Below are 20,032 nucleotides of genomic sequence, written 5' to 3'. Positions count from 1 at the left end.
AGGAGTTCTTTTACGATGTTGTCAATTTTGATTTACAGAAACTTTACCATCCTGAATAGTAAAGATACTTAGATTTTCTGGCAGATTTTGAAGATGATCTAAGCTTGTTGTTGTAATAAAGGTTTGGATTGAGTGAGAAATCGTTTCTAATAATTTTAGTTGTCTAGTGTTGTCAAGTTCACTCATGACATCGTCAAGCAATAATATCGGAGATTCTGTAGTAATACTTTCCATTAACTCGATTTCTGCTAATTTTATAGAAAGGACGAGACTACGATGTTGGCCTTGACTTCCGAAACTAGCATCCATCCCATTTATATAAAAAGAAATGTCATCCCGATGAGGACCAACACCAGTGTTCTTTTTAAATAAATCTCTGGACCTACTTTTTTCTAAAGCAATTTTGAAAGATTCTGATAAGTCTTCTTTGTCAGTTATATTGACAGAAGATTGATAGGATATTGACAACTCTTCAATCTGATTAGAGAGTTCAAAATGTTTCTTACGACCAAATGATTCTAGTTTTTTTATGAAATCTAAGCGGTGATTCATTACACGACATCCATAATCAATTAGCTGATCATCTAAAACTGAAAGGAAGGTTTCATCTATTTTTTGAGCTGATTTTAGATAGGTATTTCTTTGCTTAAGGATATGGTTATAATTGGTTAAATCTGATAGATAGATGGGCTTAATTTGTCCAAGCTCCATATCAATGAATTTTCGTCGAACTGAAGGTGCTCCTTTAATTAGTTGTAAATCTTCCGGAGCAAATAAGACAACATTCATGTGTCCTACGTAATCTGAAAGTCGTGCCTGTTTTAAGTGATTAACTTTTGTCACACGCCCTTTTTGTGTTAGTTCGATTTCGAGAGGAATGGATCCCGTTTGTTTCTGAACAAGACCTGAAAGATGAAGTTGTTCCTCGTCAAAATGAATAAGATTTTTATCTGTCCGAGTCCGATGACTACGTGTTAAGGCTAAAAAATAGATAGCCTCTAACATATTTGTTTTACCTTGCGCATTGCGTCCTAAAAAGACATTTAATTTAGGATTAAAGTCTATTTTCGTCTCTTTATAGTTACGAAAAGTCTTGAGAGATAGGTGTTGTAGCCACATGATTATCTACCAGGGAATCGCGGAGTTTGTTTGTTTTTGGGTGATGAAGTAGGTTTTGATTTATCTTTTTTTACTCCCTTATTCATCTCCTTAACAAGTTTAGCGATTCGTTCTTTTTCAACTTTATCAGCCTGATATTCCTCTTGCTCCTCAGAAGTAGGTTGTGTCAACAAGATGTCAATATTCATGTCAGGGATGTCAACTTTATCACCAATATGAAGTTTTTTACCACGACGACTCTCTAATTCCCCATTAAAGTAAACAGAGTGTTCAGAGAGAAATGATTTGATAGCTCCTCCGCTATGTGTAATTCCAAGTTCTTTGAGTAGTGCTTGGAGGGTAATAAATTCTTCAAATAATTTGTATTCCATAATTCACCTCAATCTTTGGTATTATACCATATTTTCCTAAAAATAGTGAGAGAAATAAGGAGTAATGTAAGCGATTTTTATTTCAAAAGTGTTACAGAGAACAAGAAAATTTCAGGTTTTCGTGATATAATAGAAGTCTGTATATAAGGAGGTAAATCATGGAGTTAGTGCATGGAATTTCAACACATTTTATCCAATCAAAAAAGTTTAAAACGAACAAAATCGCCGTGCGTTTTACCGCTCCATTATCCCTCGATACAATTGCAGGTCGCATGTTGAGTGCGAGTATGCTAGAGACTGCTAATCAGATGTATCCCACTTCTCAAGATTTGAGAAGACATTTAGCCAGTCTATACGGTACAGATATGTCAACCAATTGTTTTAGAAGAGGGCAAAGTCATATTGTAGACTTGACATTTAACTATGTTCGTGATGAGTTTTTAAGTAGGAAAAATGTGCTAACTTCTCAGGTTTTGGAACTAGTAAAAGAGACTCTTTTCTCACCCGTGGTAGTTGATAATGGATTTGATCCAGCCTTATTTGAAATTGAGAAAAAGCAATTGCTAGCAAGTTTAGCAGCTGATATGGATGATTCTTTTTATTTTGCACATAAAGAATTAGACAAAATATTTTTTCATGACGAACGTCTCCAATTGGAATATAGTGATTTACGAAATCGTATTTTAGCTGAAACTCCACAGAGTTCTTATTCTTGTTTCCAAGAATTTTTGGCCAATGATCGAATAGATTTCTTTTTCTTAGGTGATTTTAATGAGATTGAAATTCAAAATGTATTAGAATCATTTGGTTTTAAAGGTCGAGAAGGAGATGTGAAGGTTCAGTATTGTCAACCTTATTCCAATATCCTGCAGGAAGGTATGGTTCGGAAAAATGTGGGACAATCCATTTTGGAATTAGGTTATCATTGTCCTTCTGAATACGGTGATGAGCAACATTTACCCATGATTGTAATGAATGGTTTACTTGGTGGATTTGCTCACTCTAAACTATTTACAAATGTCCGTGAAAATGCTGGATTGGCTTATACTATTTCAAGTCAGCTCGATTTGTTTAGTGGATTCTTGAGGATGTACGCTGGTATCAATCGAGAAAATCGGAACCATGCTCGTAAAATGATGAATAATCAACTGCTTGATTTAAAAAAAGGTTATTTTACAGAGCTTGAGTTAGAGCAAACAAAGGAAATGATTCGTCGGTCTCTGTTACTTTCTCAAGATAATCAATCTTCATTGATTGAACGTGCTTATCAAAATGCCTTACTTGGAAAATCTTCAGCAGACTTTAAAAGTTGGATTGCAAAACTCGAGCAAGTTGACAAAGATGATATTTGTAGAGCAGCTAATAATGTGAAACTACAAGCGATTTACTTTATGGAAGGAACAGAATGACAAAGATTGTTTTTGAAGAAAAATACTACCCAGCTGTAAAAGAAATGGTTTATCGAACTCGTTTTGCCAACGGATTGACAGTTGCTCTTTTGCCTAAAAAGGAATTTAAAGAGGTTTACGGGAGTGTCACTGTTCAGTTTGGTTCGGTAGATATGCTTGTCACTGAAGTTGACGGAGATGTAAAAGAATATTCTGCGGGAATTGCTCATTTTCTTGAACATAAATTATTTGAGAGAGAAGATTCTAGTGATTTGATGTCAGCTTTTATGAGTCTAGGTGCGGATAGCAATGCCTTTACAAGCTTTACAAAAACAAACTATCTTTTTTCGGCAACGGATCATTTTTTAGAAAATTTAGATTTACTTGATGAATTGGTAACATCAGCACACTTTACTGAAGCTTCCATTTTAAGAGAGCAGGATATTATCCAGCAAGAACGAGAAATGTATCAAGATGATCCAGATTCGTGTTTATTCTTTTCAACTTTAGCGAATTTATATCCTGGCACACCTTTAGCAACTGATATAGTTGGCAGTGAGGAGTCCATTTCCCAAATAAATCTAACTAATTTGCAAGAAAATTTTACAAGATTTTACAAACCTGTAAACATGTCTCTGTTTTTAGTTGGTAATTTTGATGTGGATCAAGTACAGAACTATTTTGAAAGAAAAGAACTGGAAGATTTAGATGTTCATGAAGTAGCAAGGGAAAAGTTTGTTTTACAAGCTGTAAAGCAAACAGACAGTATGAGAATGGAAGTGTCTTCTCCTAAACTAGCGATTGGGATTAGAGGTAATCGAGAAGTTGATGAGGCGGATTGCTATCGACATCATATTTTATTAAAATTATTGTTTGCAATGATGTTTGGTTGGACTTCGGATCGTTTTCAAAAATTATATGAATCAGGTAAAATTGATGCGTCCTTATCTCTGGAAGTTGAAGTAACAAGTCGCTTTCATTTTGTTATGTTGACAATGGATACAAAAGAGCCAGTTGCTTTATCCCATCAGTTTAAAAAGGCTATTCGTAATTTCACAAAGGATTTAGATATTACAGAGGATCATTTAGACATTATCAAAAGAGAGATGTTTGGAGAATTTTTCAGTAGCATGAACTCTCTTGAATTTATTGCAACGCAATATGATGCTTTTGGACAAGGTGAGACAATCTTTGATTTGCCGAAAATTTTACAGGAAATTACTTTAGAGGATGTCCTTGATGCTGGACACCATTTAATAGATGATGGTGACATAGTTGATTTTACAATATTCCCATCGTAGCAACCTATCATAATCGATACTAGAAAGAAGGAATGACAAGTATGAGGAAAAAAACAATTGGTGAGGTTTTACGTTTAGCTAGAACCAACCAAGGGTTGACTTTAGAAGAATTACACAAAAAAACAGAAATTCAGTTGGATATGTTGGAGGCAATGGAAGCTGATGATTTTGATCAACTTCCTAGTCCATTTTATACTCGTTCTTTTTTGAGAAAGTATGCGTGGGCAGTTGAACTTGATGAGCGAATTGTCTTAGATGCTTATGATTCTGGGAGCATGATTACTTATGAGGAAGTAGATGTTGATGAAGAGGAGTTGACAGGCAGGAGACGTTCAAGTAAGAAAAATAAGGCATCATTTTTACCTTTATTTTACTTTATACTCTTTGCCCTATCGATTGTCATTTTTGTGACTTATTATGTTTGGAATTATCTCCAGACTCAACCGGAGCGTTCATCTGCGTCTAGTTATAGTGTAGTCCAAGCAACAATCTCAACTAGTTCTGTAAATTCATCTTCAAGTAGTAGTTCATCAAGTAGCTCTTCGAATATGGAACCTGCTATAAGTGTATCAGGTGAAGGAAATCGAGTAGAAGTTGCTTATAAAACGAGCAAGGAAACTGCAAAATTACAATTATCAGTCTCAGATGCTAGAAGTTGGGTTAGTGTTTCAGAAAGTGATCTTGAGGGTGGAGTAACCTTATCACCAGATAATAAAAGTGCGGAAACAACAGTTTCAACTAAAAATTCTGTGACCATTACTTTAGGTGTTGTCAAAGGTGTAGCTTTAACAGTAGATAATCAGACCGTTGACTTATCAAAATTAACAGCTCAGACTGGAAAAATCACTGTAACCTTTACTAAAAATTAAGGAAAAACGAATGAAAAAAGAACAAATTCCAAATCTCTTAACAATAGGTCGAATTCTTTTTATACCTATTTTTATCTTTATTTTAACGATAGGAAATTCGATAGAGAGTCATATAGTGGCAGCTATTATCTTTGCTATTGCCAGTATTACAGATTATTTAGATGGATATTTAGCTCGTAAATGGAATGTGGTTAGTAATTTTGGTAAATTTGCAGATCCTATGGCGGATAAACTACTAGTTATGTCGGCTTTTATTATGCTGATTGAGTTAGGTATGGCTCCAGCTTGGATTGTTGCAGTGATTATCTGTCGTGAGTTGGCTGTGACAGGTTTAAGACTTTTATTAGTTGAAACTGGTGGAACAGTTTTAGCAGCAGCAATGCCTGGAAAAATTAAAACTTTTAGTCAGATGTTTGCCATTATTTTCTTGTTATTACATTGGACTTTGCTTGGTCAAGTTCTACTTTATGTAGCCTTGTTTTTCACTATCTACTCTGGCTATGATTATTTCAAGGGTAGTGCCTATGTATTTAAAGGGACATTTGGTTCGAAATGAAATCAATAATTGATGTAAAAAATCTTTCTTTTCGCTATAAGGAAAGTCAGGAATACTATGATGTGAAGGATATTACGTTTCACGTGAAACGTGGAGAATGGCTTTCGATTGTAGGGCATAATGGTAGTGGTAAATCAACAACGGTTCGCTTAATTGATGGCTTACTGGAAGCAGAATCCGGAGATATTGTAATTGATGGCCAACGGCTGACTGAGGAAAATGTTTGGAATATACGTCGTCAAATCGGTATGGTTTTTCAAAATCCAGATAATCAATTTGTTGGAGCGACTGTTGAAGATGATGTTGCCTTTGGTTTGGAAAATCAGGGCCGTTCTCGTCAAGAAATGAAAAAGAGAGTGGAAGAAGCTCTGGCTTTGGTTGGCATGTTGGACTTTAAAAAGAGAGAGCCAGCGCGTCTATCGGGTGGCCAAAAGCAACGTGTGGCCATTGCAGGTGTTGTAGCCCTTAGACCAGCTATTTTAATCCTAGATGAAGCAACGAGTATGTTGGATCCTGAGGGGCGTAGAGAACTGATTGATACAGTAAAAGGAATTCGAAAAGACTATGATATGACGGTCATTTCCATTACCCATGATTTGGAAGAAGTCGCCATGAGTGATCGTGTATTGGTCATGAAAAAAGGGGAAATTGAATCAACCAGCAGTCCAAGAGAACTTTTCTCTCGAAATGATTTGGATCAAATTGGATTAGACGATCCTTTTGCTAATCAATTAAAACATTCTTTAAGCCAGAATGGCTATGATTTGCCTGAAAATTATTTGACAGAAAGTGAGCTAGAGGATAAACTATGGGAATTGCTCTAGAAAATGTGAGTTTTACGTATCAAGAAGGAACTCCCTTAGCTTCAACAGCTTTGTCAGATGTTTCTTTGACGATTGAAGATGGTTCTTATACGGCTTTAATTGGCCACACAGGTAGTGGTAAATCAACTATTTTACAACTATTAAATGGTTTATTGGTGCCAAGTCAAGGGAGTGTGCGAGTTTTTGATACCTTAATCACTTCGACTTCTAAAAATAAAGACATTCGTCAAATTAGAAAACAGGTTGGTTTGGTATTTCAGTTTGCTGAAAATCAGATTTTTGAAGAAACGGTTTTGAAAGACGTTGCTTTTGGACCGCAAAATTTTGGAGTTTCTGAAGAAGATGCGGAGAAGATTGCGCGTGAGAAACTGGCTCTAGTTGGAATTGATGAATCACTTTTTAATCGTAGTCCGTTTGAGCTATCAGGTGGACAAATGAGACGTGTCGCCATTGCAGGCATACTTGCCATGGAACCAGCCATATTAGTCTTAGATGAGCCCACAGCAGTCCTAGATCCCCTGGGAAGAAAAGAGCTGATGAATTTGTTCAAAAAACTCCACCAGTCAGGGATGACCATTGTCTTGGTAACGCATTTGATGGATGATGTTGCTGAATATGCAAATCAAGTCTATGTGATGGAAAAGGGACGTTTAGTTAAGGGTGGTAAACCAAGTGATGTCTTTCAAGATGTTGTCTTTATGGAAGAAGTGCAGTTGGGAGTACCTAAAATTACAGCCTTTTGTAAACGATTGGCTGATAGAGGCGTGTCATTTAAACGATTACCGATTAAGATAGAGGAGTTCAAGGAGTCGCTAAATGGATAGTATGATTTTGGGGCGTTATATCCCAGGGGATTCGATTGTTCACCGATTGGATCCACGTAGCAAATTACTGGCTATGATGCTACTGATTTTGATTGTGTTTTGGGCTAATAACCCTTTGACAAATCTGATTCTTTTTGTAGCGACAGGGATATTTATTGCCTTGTCAGGAGTATCTCTTTCATTTTTTATTCAGGGCTTGAAATCTATGTTTTTCTTGATTGCCTTCACAACTATTTTCCAACTGTTTTTCATTTCTAATGGGAATGTTTTATTTGAGTTTTCGTTTGTGAGAATCACGGATTATGCTTTGCAACAAGCTGGAATTATTTTTTGTCGCTTTGTATTGATTATTTTCTTTTCAACTTTGTTAACCTTAACGACCATGCCCTTAAGTTTGGCATCAGCTGTCGAAGCTTTGTTAGCACCTTTAAAGCGTGTGAAAGTTCCGGTTCATGAAATTGGCTTAATGCTGTCCATGAGTTTGCGTTTTGTCCCGACCTTGATGGATGATACGACGCGGATTATGAATGCGCAGAAAGCGCGTGGAGTGGATTTTGGAGAAGGAAGCATTGTTCAAAAGGTGAAAGCTATGATTCCCATTTTGATTCCTCTTTTTGCAACAAGTTTAAAACGTGCAGATTCCTTGGCTATCGCTATGGAAGCGCGTGGTTATCAGGGTGGAAAAGGCAGAAGTCAATACAGACAATTGAAATGGACTCGAAAGGATACGCTGACTATTCTTGTTATTATCGTACTTGGTTGTTGCTTATTTTTCTTAAAATCTTAGTATCTTTTAAAGAATTGATAAAAAGTTACTGTAACAGTTTTTGATATAAAGGTAGGGATATGAACCGTTTTAAAAAATCAAAATATGTCATTATTGTTTTTGTCACTGTTCTGCTTGTGTCAGCTCTCTTAGCGACGACTTATTCAAGTACAATTGTGACAAAATTAGGCGATGGAATCTCATTGGTTGATAGGGTTGTACAAAAACCTTTTCAGTGGTTTGATTCTGTCAAATCAGATTTGGCTCATTTGACACGAACTTATAATGAAAATGAGAGTTTGAAGAAACAGATTTACCAATTAGAAGTGAAATCAAATGAGGCGGAAAGTTTAAAGACGGAAAATGAACAACTGCGTCAATTGCTTGATATGAAGTCCAAGTTACAAGCCACAAAGACTTTATCAGCAGATGTAATTATGCGTTCTCCGGTATCTTGGAAGCAGGAATTGACCCTGGATGCAGGCAAATCAAAAGGGGCTTCTGAAAACATGTTAGCCATTGCAAATGGTGGTTTGATTGGGAGTGTCTCAAAAGTAGAGGAGAATTCTACTATGGTCAACCTTCTGACAAATACGGAAAATGCTGATAAGATTTCTGTTAAAATTCAACATGGTTCTACTACAATTTATGGGATTATTGTTGGCTATGACAAGGAAAATGAAGTTCTCAAAATTAGTCAATTAAATGGTAGTAGCGATATTAGTGCAGGAGATAAGGTGACCACTGGTGGACTAGGAAACTTTAACGTTGCTGATATTCCTGTTGGTGAAGTGGTTGCTACAACGCATAGTACGGACTACTTGACACGAGAAGTAACTGTTAAATTGAGTGCAGATACTCATAATGTGAATGTGATAGAATTAGTGGGGAATTCATAATGAGACAGTTGAAGCGAGTTGGAGTATTTTTATTGCTTCCTTTCTTTGTTCTAATTGATGCCCATATTAGCCAGCTTCTGGGCTCATTTTTCCCCCACGTTCAGTTGGCTAGTCATTTTCTATTTCTGTTTCTCTTATTTGAGACGATTGAAGTATCAGAGTATTTCTATTTAGCTTATTGTTTTGTAGTGGGTTTGGTTTATGACATTTACTTTTTCCACTTGATAGGGATTGCAACTTTGTTGTTCGTCTTGTTGGGAGTATTTCTCCATAAATTTAATAGTGTTATTTTATTGAATCGTTGGACGAGAATGTTGGCAATTATTGTCATGACTTTTCTATTTGAGATGGGAGCTTATATACTTGCATTAGTGGTAGGTTTAACTGTGGATGGTATGTCTTTATTTATAGTCTATAGTTTAGTACCATCCATGATTTTAAATCTTGTGTGGATGATTATTTTTCAGTTTATTTTTGAAAAGATTTACCTATAAGAAAGAAATAAAAATGTAACAAAGGCGTAATATTCATTAGGCCTTTTTTTGGTATACTAGTAGTGTCTTTAAAAGAAGGAGTATCTACGAAATATGAAGAAAAAAATCTTAGCGTCACTTTTACTAAGTACAGTAATGGTTTCTCAAGTAGCTGTTTTAACAACTGCGCATGCAGAAACGACTGATGACAAAATTGCTGCTCAAGATAATAAAATTAGTAACTTAACAGCACAACAACAAGAAGCCCAAAAACAAGTTGATCAAATTCAGGAGCAAGTATCTGCTATTCAAACAGAGCAATCAAACTTGCAATCTGAAAATGATAGACTACAAGCAGAATCTAAAAAGCTTGAGGGTGAAATTACAGAACTTTCTAAGAATATTGTATCTCGCAATGATTCATTGCAAAAACAAGCTCGTAGTGCTCAAACAAATGGAGCTGCAACAAATTACATCAATACAATTGTAAACTCAAAATCAATTACAGAAGCTATTTCACGTGTTGCTGCAATGAGTGAAATCGTATCTGCAAACAACAAAATGTTGGAACAACAAAAAGCAGATAAAAAAGCTATTTCTGAAAAACAAGTAGCAAACAATGATGCGATTAATACAGTTATTGCAAATCAGCAAAAACTAGCTGATGATGCTCAATCATTAACTACAAAACAAGCTGAGTTGAAAGCTGCAGAATTGAATCTTGCTGCTGAAAAGGCTACTGCAGAGGATGAAAAAGCAAGTTTACTTGAGAAAAAAGCTGCAGCGGAAGCAGAAGCTAAAGCAGCTGCAGAAGCAGAAGCAGCCTACAAAGCTAAACAAGCAAGTCAACAACAAACAGTAGTTGCTTCTGGAAATACAACTTTTACAGCAGAAGTTCAAGCAGTATCTAGTTCATCTGAATCATCTTCAAGCTACACTCCTGCACCAGTAAAACATCGTCCAACATACAGTACAAACGCTTCAAGTTATCCAACTGGTGAGTGTACATGGGGAGCTAAAACATTGGCACCTTGGGCTGGAGATTACTGGGGTAATGGGGCACAGTGGGCTACAAGTGCAGCTGCAGCAGGATTCCGTACAGGATCTACACCTCAAGTTGGTGCTATTGCATGTTGGAATGATGGTGGATATGGACACGTAGCCGTGGTTACAGCTGTTTCATCATCAACAAGTATCCAAGTATCTGAATCAAACTATGGTGGAAATCGTACAATCGGAAATAAACGTGGTTGGTTCAATCCTACTACAACTTCAGAAGGTTTTGTAACATATATCTATCCAAACTAATGAATAAAACGAAGAGGCTCGATTTGAGTCTCTTTTATGATTTATATAGTTAACTTACTTTAAAAATCTACTAAAATCGCTTGAAAATATTGAAAAAGTATGGTAAAATGAAAACTGTCGTGTGAACGATAATACTCATTCTTGATGAATTGTGAAACAGTTGCCTTTGGGTCGTTTTGCGAGTTGAAGTCAAGAAGAGGAAAAAAACAAAAAGGAGAAATACTCATGGCAGTAATTTCAATGAAACAACTTCTTGAGGCTGGTGTACACTTTGGTCACCAAACTCGTCGCTGGAACCCTAAGATGGCTAAGTACATCTTCACTGAGCGTAACGGAATCCACGTTATCGACTTGCAACAAACTGTAAAATACGCTGACCAAGCATACGACTTCATGCGTGATGCAGCAGCTAACGATGCAGTTGTATTGTTCGTTGGTACTAAGAAACAAGCGGCTGATGCAGTTGCTGAAGAAGCAGTACGTTCAGGTCAATACTTCATCAACCACCGTTGGTTGGGTGGAACTCTTACAAACTGGGGAACAATCCAAAAACGTATCGCTCGTTTGAAAGAAATCAAACGTATGGAAGAAGATGGAACTTTCGAAGTTCTTCCTAAGAAAGAAGTTGCACTTCTTAACAAACAACGTGCACGTCTTGAAAAATTCTTGGGTGGTATCGAAGATATGCCTCGTATCCCAGATGTTATGTACGTAGTTGACCCACATAAAGAGCAAATCGCTGTTAAAGAAGCTAAGAAATTGGGAATCCCAGTTGTAGCGATGGTTGACACAAATACTGATCCAGATGATATCGATGTAATCATCCCAGCTAACGATGACGCTATCCGCGCTGTTAAATTGATTACAGCTAAATTGGCTGACGCTATCATCGAAGGACGTCAAGGTGAAGATGCAGTAGCAGTTGAAGCAGAATTTGCAGCTTCTGAAGCTCAAGCCGATTCAATTGAAGAAATCGTTGAAGTTGTAGAAGGCGACAACGCTTAATTCATATAAATAGTAATTACCTAGGAGGGCGGGGCTTAGCCCAGCTCTCCTATTTTTAAAAAATATAGGAGAATCAAAATGGCAGAAATTACAGCTAAACTTGTAAAAGAGTTGCGTGAAAAATCTGGTGCCGGAGTTATGGACGCTAAAAAAGCGCTTGTAGAAACAGACGGTGACATCGAAAAAGCGATTGAATTGCTTCGTGAAAAAGGTATGGCTAAGGCAGCTAAGAAGGCTGACCGTGTTGCTGCAGAAGGTTTGACTGGTGTTTATGTTAACGGTAATGTTGCAGCAGTTATTGAAGTAAATGCTGAAACTGACTTCGTTGCGAAAAACGCTCAATTCGTTGAATTGGTAAATACTACAGCTAAAGTTATTGCTGAAGGAAAACCTGCTAATAATGAAGAAGCACTTGCTTTGACAATGCCTTCAGGTGAAACTCTTGAAGCTGCATATGTATCTGCAACAGCAACTATCGGAGAAAAAATCTCATTCCGTCGCTTTGCTTTGATTGAAAAAACAGACGCACAACACTTCGGAGCTTACCAACATAACGGTGGACGTATCGGTGTTATTTCAGTTATTGAAGGTGGAGACGAAGCACTTGCTAAACAATTGTCAATGCATATCGCAGCGATGAAACCAACAGTTCTTTCTTATAAAGAATTGGATGAGCAATTCGTTAAAGATGAGTTGGCACAATTGAACCACGTAATCGACCAAGACAATGAAAGTCGTGCAATGGTTAACAAACCAGCTCTTCCACACTTGAAGTATGGATCAAAAGCTCAATTGACTGATGATGTTATTGCTCAAGCTGAAGCTGACATCAAAGCTGAATTGGCTGCAGAAGGCAAACCAGAAAAAATCTGGGACAAAATCATCCCAGGTAAAATGGATCGCTTCATGCTTGACAACACTAAAGTTGACCAAGCTTATACACTTCTTGCGCAAGTATATATCATGGATGACAGCAAGACAGTTGAAGCATACCTTGAATCAGTTAACGCTTCAGTAGTTGAGTTTGCTCGCTTTGAAGTTGGTGAAGGTATCGAAAAAGCTGCAAACGACTTCGAAGCTGAAGTTGCAGCTACAATGGCAGCAGCCTTGAATAACTAATAATAAAAAGGAAGCACTTTAGCTTCCTTTTTTCTATGCAGTAGATTCCTATAGGGAAAGAATTCTACTTTTCAAGATATAAATAAAAAGCCCTATAAAAAGGGCTAAGTGCATTTAGGAGACTACACTTCAAATTCATAAAGTGCTGTAGAGAGATAACGTTCACCGTTATCTGGTGCTAGAGCAAGAACTTTTTTACCTGTACCTAATTTCTTGGCAACCTCGATGGCTCCGTAGATAGCTGCAGCTGAAGAAATCCCTACAAGGAATCCTTCTTTTCCACCAATCTCACGGCCGAGTGCTAGTGCATCGTCTGATGTTACACGAACAATACCATCATAGGCATTTGTATCAAGTGTATCAGGAATAAATCCAGCTGAGATACCTTGAATTTTGTGAGGGCCAGGTTTTTCACCAGATAGAATAGCAGATTCATCTGCCTCTACTGCATAAACTTGAATACTTGAATTTGCTGTTTTGAGGGCATGAGAAACACCAGAAATTGTTCCACCGGTACCAACTCCAGTAACAAAGGCATCTAATCCATCTTTACCGAAAGTAGCTAATATCTCAGCTCCTGTTGTTCTTTCGTGTACTTCTGGATTAGCTGGATTGTCAAATTGAAGAGGAAGGAAACCATCACGTTCAGCAGCGATTTCTTGAGCCTTAGCAATAGCACCTTTCATTCCTTCGCTACCAGGAGTGAGGATGAGTTCAGCGCCATAGGCTTGGATAATCTTACGGCGTTCTACACTCATAGTTTCAGGCATAACAATGACAACTTTATACCCTTTAGCAGCACCTACCCATGAAAGTCCAATACCAGTGTTTCCACTTGTTGCTTCAACAATTGTAGAACCTGGTTTCAGAGTACCGTCTTGTTCAGCTTTTTCAATCATGCTAAGAGCAATACGATCTTTTACAGAAGAACCAGGGTTGAATGCTTCAAGCTTTACATAGACGTCCGCAGCCCCTTCTGGCACGATGTTGTTAAGTTTAACAATCGGTGTTTGTCCGATTAATTCAGTAATGTTGTTATAAATAGACATATGAATACCTCTTTGTATAAGATATTTCTAGTATAACGCTAACTATACCATTTGTAAAATATAGAAATCCTATCAAAGTGATAGGATTTTTTTATATCACAGGTCTAAGCCATTAATTTTCAAGCGATTGTGATAAGCTAATTCTAGTAAATAGGTGTAAAGTGGAACGATATCTGTTTTCTTTTTGAATTTCTTCATTTTCTAGTAGGTCTTGGCAAGCACCTTTTTATGTTGTTAATTAAAGTAGCGGTGAAGATATCAGTGAAACACTGTATTATCTATTATTTACACTAAATTTACAGGAACTTCAACTTCTCGTAAACCTTGATCAGTTAAAGTGACTTTTCCATTAAAAAACTCTACAAGTGAAGCTTTAATAGTTTCTTTTTCTTCTTTATTAACATAAATCATCGTATCGACTTGATCTGTAAAGTTTGTCTCAAGTTCCATAAGATTATGTTCCTTAAGGAAGTTACTGTACTCTTGATACTGAGCGTAAGACATTTGAATAGCAATGCCAGCCTGTTCCTTTATTTCAATGATGCCAATTTCTTTGACAGCTAAGGCAACACTGCCAGCGTAAGCACGAATCAATCCTCCAGCGCCTAGTTTAATGCCACCAAAGTAGCGTGTCACTACCACACAGACATTAGTAAGATTGTGATTTTCTAGAACCCCAAGCATGGGAACGCCAGCAGTCCCACTGGGCTCACCATCATCACTTGTCCGTTTGATTTCGCTACGTTCCCCAATAATGAAGGCAGAGCAGTTATGAGTAGCTTTGTAGTGCTCTTTCTTGATGGCAGTAATGAAGTTACGAGCCTCTTCTTCGCTATAAACACGCTTGGCATGACAGATAAAGCGTGATTTTTTGATTTCTTCTTGGACTTGTCCGTTCTCTTTAATTGTTCTAAATTCCATGATTTAATTGTACTAAAAAATCATTTAAAGCGCTAGGTTTTTACGAATAAAGAAGTATGAAAGTAAATCCAAATTATCTCGGTCGGTTGTTTACGGAGAATGAATTAACTAAAGAGGAACGTCAGTTGGCGGAGAAACTTCCAGCAATGAGAAAGGAGAAAGGGAAACTTTTCTGTCAACGTTGTGATAGTGCTATTTTAGATGAATGGTATTTGCCCATCGGTGCTTACTATTGTAGGGAGTGTTTGCTAATGAAGCGAGTCAGGAGTGATCAAGTTTTATACTATTTTCCGCAGGAGGATTTTGCGAAGCAAGATATTCTTAAATGGCGTGGTCAATTAACTCCTTTTCAAGATAAGGTATCACAGGGACTGCTTCAAGCGGTAGACAAGCAAGAGCCAAGCTTGGTTCACGCTGTAACAGGAGCTGGAAAGACAGAAATGATTTATCAAGTAGTAGCTAAAGTGATCAATGCGGGTGGTGCAGTGTGTTTGGCCAGTCCTCGCATAGACGTTTGTTTGGAGCTGTATAAGCGCCTGCAAAAGGATTTTGCTTGTGAGATAGCCCTCCTACATGGAGAATCAGAGCCGTATTTTCGAACACCACTAGTTGTTGCGACGACCCATCAGTTATTGAAGTTTTATCAAGCTTTTGATTTACTGATAGTGGATGAAGTAGATGCCTTTCCTTATGTTGACAATCCTATGCTTTACCATGCTGTCAAGAATAGTGTAAAGGAGAATGGCTTGAGAATCTTTTTAACAGCAACTTCTACCGATGAGTTAGATAGGAAGGTTCGCATCGGAGAATTAAAACGATTGAGTTTGCCAAGACGATTTCATGGAAATCCTTTGATTATTCCTAAACCTGTCTGGTTATCCGATTTTAATCACTGTTTAGAGAAAAGTCGGTTGTCACCAAAGCTAAAGTCTTATATTGAGAAGCAGAGAAAGACAGGTTATCCGTTACTCATTTTTGCTTCAGAGATTAAGAAAGGGGAACAGTTAAAAGAAATCATACAGGAGCAATTTCCAAATGAGAAAATTGGCTTTGTATCTTCTATCACAGAAAATCGATTAGAGCAGGTACAAGCTTTTCGAGATAGAGAACTGACAATACTTATCAGTACGACGATATTGGAGCGTGGAGTTACCTTCCCTTGTGTTGACGTTTTCGTAGTAGAGGCCAATCATCGTCTGTTTACCAAGTCTAGTTTAATACAGATTGGAGGACGTGTCGGTCGGAGTATGGACAGACCGACAGGAGATTTGCTTTTCTTCCATGACGGGTTAAATGCTTCAATCAAAAAGGCAATTAAGGAAATTCAGCAGATGAATAAGGAGGCGGGGCTATGAAGTGCTTATTATGTGGGCAGACTATGAAGGCTGTTTTAACTTTTAGGAGTCTCTTACTTCTGAAGAATGATGACTCTTGTCTTTGTTCAGACTGTGACTCTACTTTTGAGAGGATTGGAGAAGAAAACTGCCCAAACTGTATGAAAACAGGTTTGTCAACAAAGTGTCAAGATTGTCAATTTTGGTGTAAAGAAGAAGTTGAAGTCAGTCATAGAGCGATTTTTACTTACAATCAAGCTATGAAGGATTTTTTCAGTCGGTATAAGTTTGATGGAGACTTCCTTTTAAGAAAAGTTTTTGCTTCAGTTTTAAGTGAGGAGTTAAAAAAGTACAAAGAGTATCAATTTGTTGTAATTCCCCTAAGTCCTGAAAGATTGCTCGAGAGGGGATTTAACCAGGTTGAAGGTTTAGTTGAAGCAGCAGGGTTCTCTTTTCAAGACTTACTAGAGAAGAGAGAAGAGCGGGCCAGTTCTTCCAAAAATCGTTCAGAACGCTTGGCAACAGAACTTCCTTTCTTTATTAAAAGGGGAGTCACTATTCCTAAAAAAGTCCTACTCATAGATGACATTTACACTACTGGAACAACTATAAATCGTGTGAAGAAACTGTTGGAAGAATCTGGTGTTGAGGATGTAAAAACATTTTCCCTTGTAAGATGAGGAAAAAATTTGCAAAAACAAAATGAAAGCGTTATAATGAAATCAGAAAAACAAAAATGTTTAGAAAGAAGGTACTCATATGATTAAATATAGTATCCGTGGTGAAAACCTAGAAGTAACAGAAGCAATTCGTGATTATGTAGTTTCTAAACTCGAAAAGATCGAAAAGTATTTTCAAGCTGAACAAGAGTTGGATGCTCGAGTTAACTTGAAGGTGTATCGTGAAAAAACTGCTAAAGTGGAGGTGACGATTCCGCTTGGCTCAATTACTCTTCGTGCAGAAGATGTGTCTCAAGATATGTATGGTTCAATTGACCTTGTAACCGATAAAATTGAACGTCAGATTCGTAAAAATAAAACAAAAATCGAGCGTAAAAATAAAAACAAGGTAGCAACTAGTCAATTATTTACAGATGCTTTGGTGGAAGATCCAAATGTTGTCCAGTCTAGAGTTGTTCGTTCAAAACAAATTGATTTAAAACCAATGGATTTGGAAGAAGCTATTCTACAGATGGATTTGTTGGGACATGATTTCTTTATCTATGTGGATGTTGAAGATCAGACAACCAATGTGATTTATCGTCGTGAGGATGGCGAGATTGGCTTGTTAGAAGTTAAAGAGTCTTAATTTCAATATGTGTAAAGGAAGGTTTACTGAATTGTAAACCTCCTTTTTCTTATAATTGATAGAATTACTGATTACACTTTTAAAAAGTCGCTTTTTGGTGGTTATTATGGTATAATGGGTGCCAAGAGGTTTGGAATGAAAAAATTTTATGTAAGTCCTATTTTCCCCTTAATATTAGGAATAGTGGCGTTCGGAGTGCTATCTGTGCAACTTGTTTTTGTAACGAATACACTGGTAACGCTATTTCTTTTGCTACTTATTTTGGGTTCATATATTTTACTATTCATCCATCAGAGAGACTACTACTCAAAGAGTGAAGTAGAACAAATCCAGTATGTAAACCACCAAGCTGAAGATAGTTTGACAACCTTGTTAGAACAGATGCCTGTCGGAGTTATTAAACTAGACTTATCGTCAGGTGAAGTTGAATGGTTCAATCCTTACGCTGAATTGATTTTAACTAATGAAGTGGGCGAGATTGATGTTACATTAATTCAAACAATTATAAAGGCGTCTGTGGGGAATCCAGGTTCTTATGCTACCTTGGGTGAGACTCGCTATTCGGTTCATATGGACAAGGTATCTGGAGTTCTTTACTTCTTTGATGTATCTGGAGAATACGAAGCGACTGTTGAGTTAGTTACGAGTAGACCTGTTATTGGGATTGTCTCCGTTGACAACTATGATGACTTAGAAGATGAAACATCGGAGTCTGATATCAGTCATATCAATAGTTTTGTAGCCAATTTTGTTTCAGAATTTGCTGGTAAACATGCCATGTTCTCCCGTCGAGTAAGTATGGATCGCTTTTATCTATTTACGGACTACACGGTACTTGAGGGATTGATGAATGATAAATTTTCTGTTATCAATGCTTTCAGAGAAGAGTCGAAACAGAGACAGTTGCCTTTGACCTTAAGTATGGGATTTTCTTATGGTGATGGAAATCATGATGAAATAGGGAAAGTTGCATTGCTCAACTTGAACTTGGCTGAAGTGCGTGGTGGCGACCAGGTGGTTGTCAAGGAGAATGACGAAACGAAAAATCCCGTTTATTTTGGTGGTGGATCTGCGGCGTCAATCAAGCGTACAAGGACACGTACGCGCGCTATGATGACAGCTATTTCAGATAAAATTAGAAGTGTAGATCAGGTTTTTGTAGTTGGTCACAAAAATCTTGATATGGATGCTTTGGGTTCTGCTGTAGGTATGCAGTTATTCGCTAGTAATGTAACAGAAAATAGTTATGCTCTTTATGATGAAAATCAGATGTCTCCGGATATTGAACGAGCTGTTTCATTCTTAGAAAAAGAAGGAGTTACGAAGTTGTTGTCTGTTAAGGATGCAATGGGGATGGTGACCAATCGTTCTTTGTTGATTCTTGTAGACCATTCAAAGACAGCCTTAACTTTATCAAAAGCTTTTTATGATTTATTTACCCAAACCATCGTCATCGACCACCACAGACGGGATCAGGATTTTCCAGATAATGCGGTTATTACTTATATCGAAAGTGGTGCAAGTAGTGCCAGTGAGTTGGTAACGGAATTGATTCAGTTCCAGAATTCTAAGAAAAATCGTTTGAGTCGTATGCAAGCAAGTGTCTTGATGGCTGGTATGATGTTGGATACTAAAAATTTCACCTCACGAGTGACTAGTCGGACATTTGATGTTGCTAGCTATCTCAGAACGAGAGGAAGTGATAGTATTGCTATCCAAGAAATTGCTGCGACAGATTTTGAAGAATATCGTGAGGTCAATGAACTGATTTTACAGGGGCGTAAATTAGGTTCAGATGTACTAATAGCAGAGGCTAAGGACTCGAAATGCTATGATACAGTTGTTATTAGTAAGGCAGCAGATGCCATGTTAGCTATGTCAGGTATTGAAGCGAGTTTTGTTCTTGCGAAGAATACACAAGGATTTATCTCTATCTCAGCTCGCAGTCGTAGTAAGCTGAATGTACAACGGATTATGGAAGAGCTGGGAGGTGGAGGCCACTTTAATTTGGCAGCAGCTCAAATTAAGGATTCAACCTTGTCAGAAGCAGGGGAAAAACTGACAGAAATTGTATTAAATGAAATAAAGGAAAAGGAGAAAGAAGAATGAAAGTAATCTTTTTAGCAGATGTCAAAGGAAAAGGTAAAAAAGGCGAAATTAAGGAAGTACCAACAGGGTATGCGCAAAACTTTCTTATCAAAAAGAATCTAGCAAAAGAAGCAACTGCTCAAGCTGTAGGTGAACTTCGTGGTAAACAAAAATCAGAAGAGAAAGCTCACGCTGAGATGATTGCAGAAGCAAAAGCAATTAAAGACCAACTAGAAGCAGAAGAAACGGTTGTAGAATTTGTTGAAAAAGTTGGTCCAGATGGTCGTACCTTTGGTTCCATTACCAATAAGAAAATTGCAGAAGAATTGCAAAAGCAATTTGGAATTAAGATTGATAAGCGTCATATTCAAGTACAAGCTCCGATTCGAGCAGTTGGTTTGATCGATGTACCAGTGAAAATCTATCAAGATATCACAGGTGTGATCAATCTTCGTGTGAAAGAAGGGTAAATTTACACTTTCTTGACAAGATTGTAAAAGGAAGGGAAGT

Annotated in this window: 21 protein-coding genes and 1 pseudogene; 17 read left to right on the top strand and 5 right to left on the bottom strand. The window is 37.3% G+C overall.

What is annotated here, in order from left to right:
- Nucleotides 1-21 precede the first annotated feature (21 nt).
- Together recF and yaaA are read right to left on the bottom strand one after the other, a co-directional pair.
- Nucleotides 22-1,119 carry a DNA replication/repair protein RecF gene (gene recF, locus STYK_RS10155; protein ID WP_000266678.1) on the bottom strand — a complete coding sequence of 366 codons (1,098 nt, stop codon included), beginning with the start codon at nucleotides 1,117-1,119 and terminating at the stop codon, nucleotides 22-24.
- Between the two features lie 2 nt (nucleotides 1,120-1,121).
- Nucleotides 1,122-1,490 (bottom strand): S4 domain-containing protein YaaA, encoded by a 369-nt coding sequence (yaaA, locus tag STYK_RS10150; RefSeq protein ID WP_000455894.1) that lies wholly within the window; start codon nucleotides 1,488-1,490, stop codon nucleotides 1,122-1,124.
- Between the two features lie 158 nt (nucleotides 1,491-1,648).
- Between yaaA and yfmF the strand changes: the two genes are divergently transcribed.
- The 12 genes from yfmF (at nucleotide 1,649) to tsf (ending at nucleotide 12,822) form a co-directional block, all read left to right on the top strand.
- Complete coding sequence (gene yfmF / locus STYK_RS10145; protein ID WP_261805002.1) at nucleotides 1,649-2,899, top strand: EF-P 5-aminopentanol modification-associated protein YfmF; 1,251 nt, start codon at nucleotides 1,649-1,651, stop codon at nucleotides 2,897-2,899.
- Complete coding sequence (gene yfmH, locus STYK_RS10140; protein ID WP_261805001.1) at nucleotides 2,896-4,179, top strand: EF-P 5-aminopentanol modification-associated protein YfmH; 1,284 nt, start codon at nucleotides 2,896-2,898, stop codon at nucleotides 4,177-4,179. The genes yfmF and yfmH overlap by 4 nt, the downstream gene beginning before the upstream one ends.
- Before the next feature lie 41 nt (nucleotides 4,180-4,220).
- Nucleotides 4,221-5,048 carry a cytoskeleton protein RodZ gene (rodZ, locus tag STYK_RS10135; RefSeq protein WP_261805000.1) on the top strand — a complete coding sequence of 276 codons (828 nt, stop codon included), beginning with the start codon at nucleotides 4,221-4,223 and terminating at the stop codon, nucleotides 5,046-5,048.
- A 10-nt stretch (nucleotides 5,049-5,058) separates the two neighbouring features.
- Entirely contained in the window at nucleotides 5,059-5,604 is a 546-nt protein-coding gene (gene pgsA, locus STYK_RS10130) for a CDP-diacylglycerol--glycerol-3-phosphate 3-phosphatidyltransferase (protein ID WP_000712127.1), read from the top strand.
- Nucleotides 5,601-6,428: an energy-coupling factor ABC transporter ATP-binding protein gene (locus tag STYK_RS10125; protein WP_261804999.1), complete on the top strand. Its 828-nt coding sequence runs from the start codon at nucleotides 5,601-5,603 to the stop codon at nucleotides 6,426-6,428. The genes pgsA and STYK_RS10125 overlap by 4 nt, the downstream gene beginning before the upstream one ends.
- Nucleotides 6,413-7,252, top strand: coding sequence for an energy-coupling factor transporter ATPase (locus tag STYK_RS10120; protein ID WP_261804998.1), 840 nt, complete (start codon nucleotides 6,413-6,415; stop codon nucleotides 7,250-7,252). The genes STYK_RS10125 and STYK_RS10120 overlap by 16 nt, the downstream gene beginning before the upstream one ends.
- On the top strand, nucleotides 7,245-8,039 hold the full coding sequence (locus STYK_RS10115; protein ID WP_261804997.1) for an energy-coupling factor transporter transmembrane component T family protein: 795 nt from the start codon (nucleotides 7,245-7,247) through the stop codon (nucleotides 8,037-8,039). The genes STYK_RS10120 and STYK_RS10115 overlap by 8 nt, the downstream gene beginning before the upstream one ends.
- Before the next feature lie 59 nt (nucleotides 8,040-8,098).
- Nucleotides 8,099-8,917: a rod shape-determining protein MreC gene (gene mreC / locus STYK_RS10110; protein ID WP_084887688.1), complete on the top strand. Its 819-nt coding sequence runs from the start codon at nucleotides 8,099-8,101 to the stop codon at nucleotides 8,915-8,917.
- Nucleotides 8,917-9,411, top strand: coding sequence for a rod shape-determining protein MreD (gene mreD, locus STYK_RS10105; protein ID WP_084887690.1), 495 nt, complete (start codon nucleotides 8,917-8,919; stop codon nucleotides 9,409-9,411). Before mreC ends, mreD begins: the two co-directional genes overlap by 1 nt.
- A 93-nt stretch (nucleotides 9,412-9,504) precedes the next feature.
- Nucleotides 9,505-10,698, top strand: coding sequence for a peptidoglycan hydrolase PcsB (gene pcsB, locus STYK_RS10100; RefSeq protein ID WP_084887692.1), 1,194 nt, complete (start codon nucleotides 9,505-9,507; stop codon nucleotides 10,696-10,698).
- Between the two features lie 225 nt (nucleotides 10,699-10,923).
- Entirely contained in the window at nucleotides 10,924-11,703 is a 780-nt protein-coding gene (rpsB, locus tag STYK_RS10095) for a 30S ribosomal protein S2 (protein WP_007556349.1), read from the top strand.
- A 78-nt stretch (nucleotides 11,704-11,781) separates the two neighbouring features.
- Nucleotides 11,782-12,822: a translation elongation factor Ts gene (gene tsf / locus STYK_RS10090; RefSeq protein WP_084887694.1), complete on the top strand. Its 1,041-nt coding sequence runs from the start codon at nucleotides 11,782-11,784 to the stop codon at nucleotides 12,820-12,822.
- A 122-nt stretch (nucleotides 12,823-12,944) separates the two neighbouring features.
- Here the strand turns inward: tsf and cysK are convergent, their stop codons facing one another.
- The 3 genes and pseudogenes from cysK to STYK_RS10080 form a co-directional block, all read right to left on the bottom strand.
- Nucleotides 12,945-13,871 carry a cysteine synthase A gene (gene cysK / locus STYK_RS10085; RefSeq protein WP_261804996.1) on the bottom strand — a complete coding sequence of 309 codons (927 nt, stop codon included), beginning with the start codon at nucleotides 13,869-13,871 and terminating at the stop codon, nucleotides 12,945-12,947.
- A 96-nt stretch (nucleotides 13,872-13,967) separates the two neighbouring features.
- Nucleotides 13,968-14,063 (bottom strand): annotated as a pseudogene (locus STYK_RS10290) (PH domain-containing protein); the annotation flags it as partial.
- Between the two features lie 93 nt (nucleotides 14,064-14,156).
- Nucleotides 14,157-14,792, bottom strand: coding sequence for a YigZ family protein (locus tag STYK_RS10080; protein WP_261804995.1), 636 nt, complete (start codon nucleotides 14,790-14,792; stop codon nucleotides 14,157-14,159).
- Nucleotides 14,793-14,848: 56 nt separating this feature from the next.
- Between STYK_RS10080 and STYK_RS10075 the strand changes: the two genes are divergently transcribed.
- The 5 genes from STYK_RS10075 (at nucleotide 14,849) to rplI (ending at nucleotide 19,992) form a co-directional block, all read left to right on the top strand.
- Nucleotides 14,849-16,147, top strand: coding sequence for an ATP-dependent helicase ComFA (locus STYK_RS10075; protein ID WP_261804994.1), 1,299 nt, complete (start codon nucleotides 14,849-14,851; stop codon nucleotides 16,145-16,147).
- Nucleotides 16,144-16,806, top strand: a complete 663-nt coding sequence (locus STYK_RS10070; RefSeq protein WP_261804993.1) for a ComF family protein — start codon at nucleotides 16,144-16,146, stop codon at nucleotides 16,804-16,806. The genes STYK_RS10075 and STYK_RS10070 overlap by 4 nt, the downstream gene beginning before the upstream one ends.
- A 79-nt stretch (nucleotides 16,807-16,885) precedes the next feature.
- A complete protein-coding gene (gene hpf / locus STYK_RS10065; protein ID WP_000599100.1) occupies nucleotides 16,886-17,434 on the top strand; it encodes a ribosome hibernation-promoting factor, HPF/YfiA family in 549 nt (182 codons plus the stop codon).
- 135 nt (nucleotides 17,435-17,569) lie between these two features.
- Nucleotides 17,570-19,543 (top strand): DHH family phosphoesterase, encoded by a 1,974-nt coding sequence (locus STYK_RS10060; protein ID WP_261804992.1) that lies wholly within the window; start codon nucleotides 17,570-17,572, stop codon nucleotides 19,541-19,543.
- Nucleotides 19,540-19,992 carry a 50S ribosomal protein L9 gene (rplI, locus tag STYK_RS10055; protein ID WP_004255324.1) on the top strand — a complete coding sequence of 151 codons (453 nt, stop codon included), beginning with the start codon at nucleotides 19,540-19,542 and terminating at the stop codon, nucleotides 19,990-19,992. The genes STYK_RS10060 and rplI overlap by 4 nt, the downstream gene beginning before the upstream one ends.
- The last annotated feature ends 40 nt before the right edge of the window (nucleotides 19,993-20,032 follow it).

Origin of the sequence: Streptococcus toyakuensis (assembly GCF_024346585.1) — a bacterium.
Taxonomy (GTDB): Bacteria; Bacillota; Bacilli; order Lactobacillales; family Streptococcaceae; genus Streptococcus; species Streptococcus toyakuensis.
The sequence above is the reverse complement of the archived record's forward strand: the minus strand, read 5'-3'. Positions and strand labels throughout refer to the sequence as shown.